Origin of the sequence: Mesorhizobium sp. LNJC405B00 (assembly GCF_000502615.1) — a bacterium.
Lineage (GTDB): Bacteria > Pseudomonadota > Alphaproteobacteria > Rhizobiales > Rhizobiaceae > Mesorhizobium.
The window spans coordinates 63,867-74,984 of sequence record NZ_AYWC01000019.1; the positions used below are offsets into that span (position 1 = coordinate 63,867).

Annotated in this window: 12 protein-coding genes; 4 read left to right on the top strand and 8 right to left on the bottom strand. The window is 62.9% G+C overall.

Translation table 11 applies throughout. The annotated features are described in order from the left end of the window. Positions 1-5: 5 nt before the first annotated feature. Positions 6-971: an L-threonylcarbamoyladenylate synthase gene (locus tag X756_RS140115; protein ID WP_031239417.1), complete on the bottom strand. Its 966-nt coding sequence runs from the start codon at positions 969-971 to the stop codon at positions 6-8. A 370-nt stretch (positions 972-1,341) separates the two neighbouring features. On the opposite strand from X756_RS140115, the gene X756_RS140110 reads away from it, so the two are divergent. Both X756_RS140110 and X756_RS140105 read left to right on the top strand, forming a co-directional pair. Next, on the top strand, positions 1,342-1,794 hold the full coding sequence (locus tag X756_RS140110) for a hypothetical protein (RefSeq protein WP_023684360.1): 453 nt from the start codon (positions 1,342-1,344) through the stop codon (positions 1,792-1,794). A 165-nt stretch (positions 1,795-1,959) separates the two neighbouring features. Beyond that, positions 1,960-2,343 carry a hypothetical protein gene (locus X756_RS140105; protein ID WP_081732299.1) on the top strand — a complete coding sequence of 128 codons (384 nt, stop codon included), beginning with the start codon at positions 1,960-1,962 and terminating at the stop codon, positions 2,341-2,343. 76 nt (positions 2,344-2,419) lie between these two features. Here the strand turns inward: X756_RS140105 and glyS are convergent, their stop codons facing one another. From glyS to X756_RS1000000170630, 3 genes are all read right to left on the bottom strand, one after another. Continuing rightward, on the bottom strand, positions 2,420-4,870 hold the full coding sequence (glyS, locus tag X756_RS140100; RefSeq protein WP_031239420.1) for a glycine--tRNA ligase subunit beta: 2,451 nt from the start codon (positions 4,868-4,870) through the stop codon (positions 2,420-2,422). A gap of 68 nt (positions 4,871-4,938) precedes the next feature. After that, on the bottom strand, positions 4,939-5,151 hold the full coding sequence (locus tag X756_RS1000000170450; RefSeq protein WP_023731339.1) for a DUF559 domain-containing protein: 213 nt from the start codon (positions 5,149-5,151) through the stop codon (positions 4,939-4,941). Positions 5,152-5,185: 34 nt separating this feature from the next. Further along, the gene (locus X756_RS1000000170630; RefSeq protein ID WP_348529835.1) at positions 5,186-5,389 is read right to left on the bottom strand and encodes a DUF559 domain-containing protein; all 204 of its coding nucleotides are present in this window, start codon (positions 5,387-5,389) and stop codon (positions 5,186-5,188) included. 172 nt (positions 5,390-5,561) lie between these two features. Between X756_RS1000000170630 and X756_RS1000000169515 the strand changes: the two genes are divergently transcribed. Next, on the top strand, positions 5,562-5,732 hold the full coding sequence (locus tag X756_RS1000000169515; protein ID WP_023702047.1) for a hypothetical protein: 171 nt from the start codon (positions 5,562-5,564) through the stop codon (positions 5,730-5,732). A gap of 9 nt (positions 5,733-5,741) precedes the next feature. Here X756_RS1000000169515 and X756_RS140095 read toward each other — a convergent pair whose 3' ends face one another. Beyond that, a complete protein-coding gene (locus X756_RS140095; protein ID WP_050589306.1) occupies positions 5,742-6,686 on the bottom strand; it encodes a glycine--tRNA ligase subunit alpha in 945 nt (314 codons plus the stop codon). A gap of 176 nt (positions 6,687-6,862) precedes the next feature. Between X756_RS140095 and X756_RS140090 the strand changes: the two genes are divergently transcribed. Further along, positions 6,863-7,324: a GNAT family N-acetyltransferase gene (locus X756_RS140090; RefSeq protein ID WP_031239423.1), complete on the top strand. Its 462-nt coding sequence runs from the start codon at positions 6,863-6,865 to the stop codon at positions 7,322-7,324. Positions 7,325-7,529: 205 nt separating this feature from the next. On the opposite strand, the gene X756_RS140085 is transcribed toward X756_RS140090, so the two are convergent. From X756_RS140085 to X756_RS140075, 3 genes are all read right to left on the bottom strand, one after another. Next, positions 7,530-9,305: a tetratricopeptide repeat protein gene (locus tag X756_RS140085; RefSeq protein ID WP_031239426.1), complete on the bottom strand. Its 1,776-nt coding sequence runs from the start codon at positions 9,303-9,305 to the stop codon at positions 7,530-7,532. A gap of 191 nt (positions 9,306-9,496) precedes the next feature. Next, positions 9,497-9,913: a DUF1284 domain-containing protein gene (locus X756_RS140080; RefSeq protein WP_023731343.1), complete on the bottom strand. Its 417-nt coding sequence runs from the start codon at positions 9,911-9,913 to the stop codon at positions 9,497-9,499. 110 nt (positions 9,914-10,023) lie between these two features. After that, positions 10,024-10,617 (bottom strand): biotin transporter BioY, encoded by a 594-nt coding sequence (locus X756_RS140075; protein ID WP_023731344.1) that lies wholly within the window; start codon positions 10,615-10,617, stop codon positions 10,024-10,026. Positions 10,618-11,118 lie beyond the last annotated feature (501 nt).

Below are 11,118 nucleotides of genomic sequence, written 5' to 3' on the forward strand. Positions count from 1 at the left end.
GGCGCTCAGTCGAGCTTGTCACGTGGGGCAGCGGCACGAAACAGCCGATCGTTGATCGCCTCGCCCAAGCCGTCGAACGGGATCGGCTCGACGGCGATCGTCGCCGCGCCGCTGCGGTCGAGTTCCTGCAGATACGCGAACAGATTGCTTGCGGCTTCGCGCAAATCGCCCGATGCGGACAGGTTGCGCAAGGCCGCGGCCGCTTGCCAGCCTTCCGCGCGCTGCTCGCCAAAGGCCAGCAAAGCCTCGCCCGCGCCCACGCTTTGCGCATTGAGCCGCACTGCGGCGCCCGGCGCGTAATGCGATGCCAGCATGCCCGGGGCCTCGATGCCGGCTGTTGCGCCGCGCTGCAATTTCATGCCGATGACGGCCTCGATATCGGCGGCGGCGATGCCGCCCGGCCTCAGCAGCCGCACTCTGTTGCCTTCGACCTTGACGATGGTCGATTCCAGCCCGACCGGGGTGGCGCCGCCATCGACCACCAGCCGGATTTTGGCGCCGAGATCGGCCGCCACGGCTTGCGCTGTCGTCGCGCTTATCTTGCCCGAAGAGTTCGCGCTGGGCGCGGCCAGCGGGCGGCCGAGCCTGGCGATCAGCTCGCCGCCGAAGCCCCTCGGCATGCGCAGCGCGATCGTATCGAGCCCGGCGGTGACCAGCGGATGGATGCCGTTGCCGGGTCGGAGCGGCAGCACCAGCGTCAGCGGCCCCGGCCAGAACGCCTCGGCCAGCCGCTTCGACAGCGGATCGAAGGTTGCAATGCGCTCGGCCATCGCCAGATCGGCGACATGGGCGATCAGCGGGTTGAAGCGCGGCCGGCCCTTGGCTTCGAAGATGCGGGCGACGCCGACGCCATTGGTCGCGTCGCCGGCCAGTCCGTAGACGGTTTCCGTCGGGATGGCGACGACGTCGCCGCCCTCGAGCAGCGCCAGCGCCCGCTCCATCGCTTCGCCGACGGATAGTATCTCAGCCACTCGCATCACCTCACAGCGCCGGACCTAAAGCGCGCCGCGCTGAACCGGATTCATGCGACGCGCTTTAGGTCTTTGTTTTGATGCATGTCGTTCTCTCAAAACCGGGGCCACTTTTGAGCGACATGCATTAGAGCGGTTCAGCGGTTCGCTTAAACGCTCTAAGTATTTGTTTTTGCGGAATTCCGGACGGAAAACCGCTACTCACTTTTCCTGGAATTGCTCTAATACGGCAGTGGTTTTCGGGCAAGCCGGCGTTGGCGAATTATCAATGCCTAAAATGCTATGTTTCCCTGCAAGCCGGCATCAATCCACTCGGGTTAAGGCTACTTGGGTTAGGGCTGGCGGCTTGTTGGGCAAGGGGACGGTTTCGATGTCGATGCGTGTGCTTGGAGCGCTTGGTTTCACCCTGGCGGCGATGACCGGTGGGGCGCACGCCTCGTCGATCGTCTTTCTCGGCGTCTCGACGTCGACGCCATCGGTCATCAAGGTTGGCGGATCCGAACCGGTCAGGACCGCCTCGACGCCATCGATCGTCGCGCTCGGCGATGCCCAGCCCGATGTGACTTATGAAAAGGTCGCGGCGATCCCCGAAAAGCCTAGGCAGGATCCGATGATCATTCGCGGCGGCATCGTCGGCGGCGCCTTCGCCGCGCCGGCTCCGGCCAGGGCGAGCGCCGCGGCGCCGGCAACTGAGCCGACGGCAGAGACCGCACCAGCCGGAACTGCAACGGCATCGAACGGCAAGCCCGAGTCGCAACCGGCAGCGCCGCAGCCGGCAACAACACCGCAGCAGCCGATCGAGGGCGTCGGCAAAGCCGAGTAGGCCATTCAGCCAAAACAGTCGGCCAAGACAGTCGGCCAATCCATGCCGCTTGACGCCAATCGACGCCCCGGCGCACGATCGGCTTGGCGGCGGCGGCCCCAATTTCGCCAATCGGGTTTGGCATGAGCGCGCCGGGTTCTAGGAGAGCGAGGGGTTATCATGAACATGACGAAATCTTTGACTATTGCCGGCCTGTTGCTGGCGTCACCTATAGGTGTCGGCGGCGCGCAGGCCGGTGACGAGCTAGGGTCCTACGTCGCGCGCATTTCCGATCGCGACCACCATGCCAGCGACGGCTATGAGCTGAGCAGCGCAGCACAGATGGTGCGGCAGGACCGTGCCAACTGGCACAAGTTCCACCGGCGCGATGCCGACGACCAGGGCGATGACTGGTTCCGCAGCAACGATGATCGCGCGTATCTGGAACGCATGCTGAAGCGCGGTGGCGCGATGAGCTCCTCGACACGGAACGCCATCGTCAATGGCGAGCCGCTGATCCAGGTCGACGTCTATTCAGACAGCGTGCATGTCAGCATTTTGGAGGACTGACGGGGTCAGCCCCGGGAGGACTGAAAACAAGACGGGCGGCGTGTGAACGCCGCCCGTCTTCGGGCTTGTCCGGCCCTTAGCCAGCTATTCTGGAAAAATCCGCGACCTGATCGGTGGCCGTGCGGATGCGAGCCAGCAGCGCCAGGCGGTTGGCGCGCACGGCCTGGTCCTCATCATTCACGAGAACGCGTTCAAAAAATGAATCAACCGGTTCACGCAACACGCTAAGCGCCAGCATGGCGGCGGAAAAGTCTTCGTTTTGAATCGCTTCGCCGGCTTCTCTCTCCGCCTGATTCACCGCCGCAAACAGCGATTTCTCGGCCTCCTCGCGAAACAGCGCCGGCTCAACAGTCGCGGCGACACGCGTTTTCTTCTTCTCCTCGGCAGCCAGAATGTTGGCCGCGCGCTTGGTGCCGGCGAGCAGGTTCTTGCCGTCCTCGGTGTCGAGGAAGTAGCCGAGCGCTTCGACGCGGCGCACGATCTGCAGGAGGTCATCCGAGTGCGGCGTGATGACGGCGTCGATGAGATCGTGGCGGGCGCCCTGATCGCGGAGATAGACTTTCAGGCGGTCGTGGAAGAAGGCGAGGAGGTCGGAGCCAATCTTCTCAAACGCGGGTACTTCCATCGGAAACTCCCGAGCACCCTTTGCCAAAAGCTCCTTGGCAAAAGTCATCTTTGGATCAATGTCGGTGCCTTCAAACCAGCGTTTTTCCGTTTCCCAGTCCATGTTCCTGGTCGAAATTAATGTAGAAGCGAGCGCGCCTGCTTTCGAGGCAAGAGGCGCATAGAGCTTCAATCTGACTCCATTCTCCAAGATTAGTCGGACCACCCCCAGAGCCGCCCTTCTCAGCGCATAGGGATCCTTCGAACCGGTCGGCTTTTCATCGATGGCCCAGAAACCGACCAACGTGTCGAGCTTGTCGGCCAGCGCGACGGCAATCGACACCGGATTGGTCGGCACGCTATCCGACGGACCTTGCGGCTTGTAGTGCTCCTCAATCGCCGCGGCCACGGACGGATGCTCGCCCTGCAGCAGCGCGTATTTGCGCCCCATGGCGCCTTGCAGTTCCGGAAACTCGCCCACTGCTTCGGTCGTGAGGTCAGCTTTGGCCAGCACAGCGGCGCGAGCGGCGCGCGCGGTAATCTCCCCCCTTGAGGGGGAGATGTCGCCGAAGGCGACAGAGGGGGTCGTCTCGCGTGGAGTGCCAACTCCCTCTTTCTTCGAGAGACCGGACGGCGTCGCGGCAGCCGAAGCGACCCCCTCTGGCCTGCCGGCCATCTCCCCCTCGAGGGGGGAGATCGACTGCGCCACTGTTGGCGCCAGCTCCTGCGCCAGCCGCTTGATCCGCTCCACCCGATCGCCTTGCGTACCGAGCTTGGCGTGAAAGGTGACATTGAGATGGTCGAGGCGGGCCATGCGCTGGTCGAGCGGCTTTTTCAGATCGAGCCCGAATTTCTTCGCCGACGCCTCGAGCTGCTCCAGATCCGGCAGATCGCCCTGGTCGGTCTTCCAGAAATACAGCGCGTCCGACAGGCGGGCACGCACCACCTTGCCGTTGCCGTGCGCGACCTCCTTGCCGCCGTCCTTGGCCTCGATGTTGGCGGTGAGGATGAAGCGGTTGGAGAGGTTTTCGCCGTCGCCCTGCGGCCGGGTGACAAAGCATTTCTGATTGGCGCGGATGGTCAGCCGGACCACTTCTGGCGGTATGGCAAGAAAGGCCTGCTCGAATTCGCCCATCAGCACCACCGGCCATTCGACCAGGCCCGACACTTCTTCCAACAACCCTTCGTCCTCGACCAGATCGAGCCCGTTGGCGAAGGCGAGGTTGCGGGCGTCGGCAAGGATGATCTCCTTGCGGCGGTCGCCATCGAGCACGACCTTGGCCGCTTCCAGCTTGGTCACGTAATCGTCGAAGCGGCGCACGGTGATTTCTCCCGGCGCCATGAAACGATGGCCGTAGGTGATATTGCCCGAGCGGATGCCATCGATCTCGAAATCGACCACCACCGGCTCCTCGGTCTCCGGGCCGAAGGTGCACAGAATCGTCTGCAGCGGCCGCACCCAGCGTAGCGAACCGGGCTTGGCTGAAGCCGGCCCCCAGCGCATCGATGTCGGCCAGGGGAAGCCGCGAATGATGGCCGGCACCAGTTCGGCGATGATTTCTTCCGCCGCCCTGCCCGGCTTCGAAATATGGGCGACGTAGAAATCGCCCTTCTTCGGATCGGAATGAACATGCGCCTCGGCAACCGAGGCAAGGCCTGCCTTGCGCAGAAAACCCTGCACCGCCTGTTCCGGCGCCGTCGTCGACGGCCCCTTGATCTCCTCGTGGATATCCTTCGAGCGCGCGGTCAGGCCCCTGACATCGAGCGCCAGGCGCCGCGGCGTCCAGTATTCGCGCGCGGCGTCATAGGTCAGACCCGCCTCGACCAGACCGTCGGTCAGCATCTTCCTGAGATCGCCCGCCGCCTTGCGCTGCATACGGGCGGGGATTTCCTCGGAGCGAAGTTCTAAGAGCAGGTCTGGCATGGTTAAGCTCCCACCCTCCCCTTGATGGGGAGGGTCGGCGCGTGGCGCCGGGGTGGGGTGGCGACCTCTCAGCCGCCGATACCTTCGGCACCATCGCGCAAACGCAGGTGTGATTTTCGTTCTTCCACCGCCGCATAGATCGTATCGAGCACGGAATCCAGTTCGTTTTTGATTTCATGGTTCCAGAAGCGAATGACGCGGTAGCCTTGGCTCTCGAACCATTTCGTTCGACGCTCGTCATGGCGCAGCTGGTCATCGAAGCTGTGATGGGCACCGTCCACCTCAATGATCAGCTTCAGCCGGTGGGAGATGAAATCAGGGAAGTAAACGCCTACTCGCCTGCCTGCGAAAATGAGTGCCTTCTACTGGAATGCGCCACAGATGCCGCCACAGGATGCGTTCCTCGTCGGTCATCGCCGCGCGAAGCCTTTGCGCAGACTGCAGCTTGAATCGATCGAGTTTTGGCATGGAACGTCGCGCTGTCACCCCCACCCGCCGCTTCGCGGCGACCTCCCCCATCTAGGGGGAGGTAAGAGGGCATAGCAACTCGGCTGACCGCTGTTTCCAGGAATTTTGACCGCCCCTGTCGGGCCGCAACCAGCCCGCCCGTCCTTGGATCAAAGATTTCCATGAACCAAACGCAGCGCTGAAGCGACCAACGCTCAGGCAGGGACCTATTGGCTGAACGACCATGAAAACGGCATCGAGACTTCTCCAGATCATCGCGCTCAGCGCCTGTTTCGCCGCGCAGGTGCATGGCGCCTTCTCGATGCCGGGTGTGCGGCAGGCTATGCGGACCATGGCGGGATCGTCTGGCCAGTTCTCGGCGCCAATCAACATTTCCCCCGAAATGATGAAGTGAGCCTGAACCTCAGGCGGCGAGCCCGCCGGCCTGGGTCTGCAAAAATGCCTCGCCGCAGGCTTTCGCCAGATTGCGCACCCGCAGGATGTAGCTCTGCCGCTCGGTCACCGAAATCACGCCGCGCGCGTCGAGCAGGTTGAAGACGTGGCTGGCCTTGATGCACTGGTCATAGGCCGGGAAGACCATGCGGTGCATCTGCAGATTGTCGTTCGAAGCCGGGGCGCCGGCCGCGAGCAGCGCCTTGCATTCGGCTTCGGCGTCCTCGAAATGCCTGAGCAGCATGGCGGTGTTGGCATATTCGAAGTTGTGCCTGGAATATTCCTGCTCGGCCTGCAGGAAGACATCGCCATAGGTGACTTTTTCGGCGCCTTCTCGGCCATTGAAGTTGAGGTCGTAGACATTGTCGACGCCCTGCACATACATGGCCAGCCGCTCCAGGCCGTAGGTCAGTTCTCCCGCCACCGGCGCGCATTCGATGCCGCAGACCTGCTGGAAATACGTGAACTGCGACACTTCCATGCCGTCGCACCAGCACTCCCAGCCGAGCCCCCAGGCGCCAAGCGTCGGGCTTGCCCAGTCGTCCTCGACGAAGCGAATGTCGTGCAGCAACGGATCGACGCCGATCGCCTTGAGCGAGCCGAGATAGAGTTCCTGCAGGTTCGGCGGGTTGGGCTTCAGGATCACCTGGTACTGGTAATAATGCTGCAGCCGGTTGGGGTTTTCGCCGTAGCGGCCGTCCTTGGGCCGGCGCGAGGGCTGGACGTAGGCGGCGTTCCAGCCCTTGGGCCCGAGCGCGCGCAGCGTGGTGGCCGGATGGAAGGTGCCGGCGCCGACTTCCATGTCGTAAGGCTGCAGGATGACGCAGCCATAGGCGGCCCAGTAATTGTGCAGGGTCAGGATCAGCCCCTGGAACGAGCGGCTGGGATGCATATGGGCTGGACTGTCTGACGTCACGGCGGCCTCGGAAAGCGCGAAAAAGAAGACATTCCCTAGTTGCCGGGCCGGTAGGCGTCAAGGCAGCGCCTATGGCCGCCTTGATGAGAGGTTGAACGCTTTGCTTCGGACTGGCCCATTGCCGGACGGTGCCGGTGGCCGTTTGCTCGCCCAGCTTCAACGACAAAGGTTCAGCCATGCAAGGCCAGTTCACCGTACGCCCCGTCACCCGAGAGGATTACGAGCAATGGCTGCCGCTGTGGGACGGCTACAATGCGTTTTACGGCCGCTCGGGCGAGACCGCCCTGCCCGGTGACATCACTGCAATGACATGGTCGCGCTTCTTCGATGCCTATGAGCCGATGCATGCGCTGGTCGCCGAGAGCGAAGGCAAGCTTCTCGGCCTTGTCCACTATCTCTACCACCGCACCACGACGGCGATTTCGCCGAACTGCTATCTGCAGGATCTCTTCACCAATGAGGCGTCGCGCGGCAAGGGCGTCGGCCGGGCACTGATCGAAGACGTCTATACCAGGGCGCAAACCGCAGGCTCCAGCCGCGTCTACTGGCTGACACACGAAACCAACCACACGGCGATAAAGCTCTACGACAAGATCGGCGATCTCTCGGGGTTCGTCGTCTACCGAAAGCTGTTCTAGAATGAGCGCCAACGCTGGGTCTGCGCCGCGTCGCTTCGCTCCTTGCTCCGCCATAGAATGACGATCCCGATAGGGCGTCTCTATCTCTTTGTTTCTGTCGCAATTCCGAACGGAAAACCGCGCACACTTTCCTGGAATTGCTCTAAGACACCAAACCGAAAAAACGGGGCTCAGCGAGCCCCGTTTCATCAGAAGTATGGCCCGATCACCCCTTCGGCGCTGGCGGGGTGGCCGGCTTGACCTTCGGGGTTTCCTGCGCCGTGTTGGATTCGATCGGCGGCAAGCCCTTCATCAGCTTCTGCTGCAAAATGGCAAGCACATCGGGATCCGGCTTCAGGTCGCGCGCCTGATTCCACTGGAAAGTGGCTTCGAGCTTGCGGCCGACGCGCCAATAGGCATCGCCGAGATGGTCGTTGAGCACCGGATCTTCCGGCTTGAGCGACACGGCGCGCTCCATTTCGCGCACGGCGTCGTCGAACCGGCCCATGCGGAAATAGGCCCAGCCCAGCGAATCGACAATGTAGCCGTCGCTCGGCCTGAGGTCGACGGCCTTCTGGATCATCGCCAGGCCTTCCTTGAGGTTCATGTTCATGTCGACCCAGGAATAGCCGAGATAGTTCAGCACCTGCGGCTGGTCGGGGAACAGTTCCAGCGCCTTGAGGAAGTTCGGTTCGGCCTTGGGCCATTCCTTCAGCCGCTCATAGGCGATGCCGCGCTGATAGTAGATGTTCCAGTTGGCATTGGTCGGCGTCTTCAGCACCGCGACCGCCTTGTCGTAGAGAGTGGCGGCGGAGCGGAAATCCTCCTTCGACGCATAGACCCCGCCCAGCGCCAGATAGGCGCGCATGTCATCGGGGTGAGCTTCGACGAATGCCTTGAGATGGGCGATCGCCTCATCGTGACGGTTGAGATCGGCAAGGTTGAGGCCGAGCTGCAGGTCGGAAAGCTCCTTCAGCGGCGAGGAGGCTGGAATGCGGCTATAGAGCGCAATGGCGCCTTCGCCGTCCTTCAGCTGCTCCGCAACGGCGGCAAGCTGCACCAAAGCGGCGTCGCTGTCGGGCTTGAGCGCGAGCGCATATTGCAGATAGAGGCGCACGAACGGCTCGCCGCCGCCGCGATTGAGCGCGATGGCGAGGTCGAGCAGGATTTCAGCGGCGCCTTCGGAGGGACTGGCGACGAAGGGCTCGATCTTGTCGCCCTTGCTGATCCTGTCGCGAAGCGCCTGGATGTCGAGCTTGCCGGGCGCGAACGCCTCGGCCTTGTCGAGCACGTAGAGCGCCTTGTTCTTGTTGCCCTTGCGCGCCAGGAAAGACGCGTAGGCCTGGGCGTTGCGCATCCATGTCTCGGGCGCGGCACCGCCGGCCGTGACGTCGGTCAGGGTCGCGTCATAAAGCGCGTCGGCCCTATCCGACAGGCCTGCGGCATCGGCGATCAGCGCGCGGTGGAAGGACTTGAACAGGCCGAACCAGTCAGGCCCCTGCAGTTTGTCGATCGAGGCCATCGCCCCGGTGGGGTCGCCGGCGCCCTCTTGTGCCCAGCCGGACATGACGCCGGAAATCAGCCGGTCGAGATCGGATTCGAGCGACAGCTTGAGCCAGTACTGCGCCTTGGTGAAATCCTTCTTGTGGAAGGAATCGACCGCCAGAGCCAGACGCGAGAAGCGCTCGACGTCGGGAACTGCCTTGAGCTTGTCGGCATAGACCAGCGATTCCTCGAAGCGGCCTTGCGCGATCAGCGACAGCATCAGGCTTTGCTGCAGCGAGGTGTCGCCGGGATTGAAGGCGAGCGCCTGCTTGTAATAAGCGATGGCATTGTCGAGGTCGTTGTCGCCTTCGGCGATGCGGGCGGCGAGATAGGCGCCCGAGAAGGAGGTGATCTTGACCGGGTCGGTCGATTCCTTGGCGTAGGCAGGCAGCGGAGAAATCGCCATCCCTGCCACAATTGCCAGCCCCGCGAGCCAGCGCGCACGTCCTTGCCGCATCGTATCCCTTTCAGCCAAGCGCCATCCCGCGTCGGCGCGGAGAAGCCATAGACTCGATGTTTCCTGACAAAGCATGGCCTTTTTGGGGTCAGGCTTCAATCCGGGCCGAATTCACAATCGGGTCACCCGATTAACAAACCATGGCGACGCAGACACTATCGGTTCCGACAATAGCAGATCGGGGTTGGGAGCTACAGCCTGACATCGCGATATCCGCCTGCCGCTATCGTGCTGCACAGGCCGGCCCACTCGCAACCCTGGCAGGCCTCACGCGTCACGCCGGCTGCAAAGGCGGCTCGCAAGCCGGCAAGCGTTGCCGCGTCGAGGCTGAAGCGGACGCCGGCCCGGATCGGCCGGGTCAGCAGCTTGCCGACATCGCGTGCTGCCAGCTCGTCCCGGCCGGCGGCGCTTTCGCGCAAGCAGTGGGGCTCCGCCCCGCCGAGCAGCGGCTGGCAGATGTCGTCGGGGCCGGAGACGATCAGAATATCCTCGCCCCGGCCCAGACGTTTCGCGATCACGTCATAGTTGGCGACGAAGGCTGCGCTGTACCCTTCGCCGATATAGGTCAGCAGGCAAAGAAGATGGTGGGAGCGCAGCCGGACGGTCATCGGTCAGGACGCACCAGCGGAGCCTGTTCCATCCCGATGGTATCGGGATGGGGCTCCATCTCTTTGTTTGAGCATGATCTCTTCCGAAAACCGGACTCCACTTTTCGGGATCATGCTCCTGCCGGGTCCGCCTTGTTGCTCCAAAACAGCTTGAGCGTCGCGGCGCCGAGCGCCGATTTCAGCAGGCCGCCGACGAGGAAGGGCAAGAAGCCGAAGGCGATGGCCTGTTCGAGGTCGATCATGAGGGCGAGCCAGGCCGTGCCGAGAACCAGGCAGGCGAGGTTGCCGAGGACCATGCCGGCGAAGGCGAGCAGCACGCGGTTGCCGTTCCAGCCGCGCTCGGCCAGCCAGCCGACGAGCGCGCCGACAAGCGGGAAGGCGAAGAGATAACCGGCGGTCGGCCCGGCAAAATGCTGGATGCCGGCAGCTCCGCCCGACAGCACCGGCAAACCCACAGCGCCCTCGACGAGCCATGCGGCGATGGTGATCGCGCCGAGCCGCCAGCCGTAGAGCGCGCCCACCAGCGTCACCGCAAAGGTCTGCATGTTCATTGGAACCGGCAGCATCGGCACTTCCATGTAGGAGGCGAGCGCAATGGACAGCGTGCCGATGACGATGGCCGCGGCTTGCCAGGCATACGAGCGGGTTTGCAGGCGCAACGGGCTGAAGGAGGGCTTGGAGGGCGAAAAGGCGATGTCGGTCATGGCGGCTTCCCTGGCTGGTTTGAATTATAGATAATTTTGTTGTTCGATCTATTATCGAATCCATATTTGCGCGGGAATGGCAACCCTCGCCCCTAAAAAGGCTTGGGCTTGCGTGTCGAATAAAGGACATTTGGAAAGGCTGGCGGGACAGCACCCCCCTCTGGCCTGCCGGCCATCTCCCCCCTCAAGGGGCATAGGCGCTAAGATAGGTATTGCCCTGCGGAATCGGGTGTGATTCTACACTGCGATGACACACGAATCGCTTGTTGATGACGGNGGCATAGGCGCTAAGATAGGTATTGCCCTGCGGAATCGGGTGTGATTCTACACTGCGATGACACACGAATCGCTTGTTGATGACGGCTGGGCCGAGACGATTGAGCTTCTGGGCGGCGAAGAGTTGATCGCAGCAAGTGCCCGCGAGACGAAGGCGTTCCTGCGCCCGCGCGGCGTCAGGTCGGCGAGCGACCTGTTGCGCCTGACACTGGCTTACTGCCTTGG

Excerpts from the sequence above, each read along its gene's own strand:
- X756_RS140110 (WP_023684360.1), top strand. The coding sequence starts at position 1,342 with ATGTCGATGCGTGTGCTTGGAGCGCTTGGTTTCACCCTGGCGGCGATG.
- X756_RS140105 (WP_081732299.1), top strand. The coding sequence starts at position 1,960 with ATGACGAAATCTTTGACTATTGCCGGCCTGTTGCTGGCGTCACCTATA.
- glyS (WP_031239420.1), bottom strand. The coding sequence starts at position 4,870 with ATGCCAGACCTGCTCTTAGAACTTCGCTCCGAGGAAATCCCCGCCCGT.
- X756_RS1000000170630 (WP_348529835.1), bottom strand. The coding sequence starts at position 5,389 with ATGGGGGAGGTCGCCGCGAAGCGGCGGGTGGGGGTGACAGCGCGACGT.
- X756_RS1000000169515 (WP_023702047.1), top strand. The coding sequence starts at position 5,562 with ATGAAAACGGCATCGAGACTTCTCCAGATCATCGCGCTCAGCGCCTGT.
- X756_RS140090 (WP_031239423.1), top strand. The coding sequence starts at position 6,863 with ATGCAAGGCCAGTTCACCGTACGCCCCGTCACCCGAGAGGATTACGAG.
- X756_RS140085 (WP_031239426.1), bottom strand. The coding sequence starts at position 9,305 with ATGCGGCAAGGACGTGCGCGCTGGCTCGCGGGGCTGGCAATTGTGGCA.
- X756_RS140080 (WP_023731343.1), bottom strand. The coding sequence starts at position 9,913 with ATGACCGTCCGGCTGCGCTCCCACCATCTTCTTTGCCTGCTGACCTAT.
- X756_RS140075 (WP_023731344.1), bottom strand. The coding sequence starts at position 10,617 with ATGACCGACATCGCCTTTTCGCCCTCCAAGCCCTCCTTCAGCCCGTTG.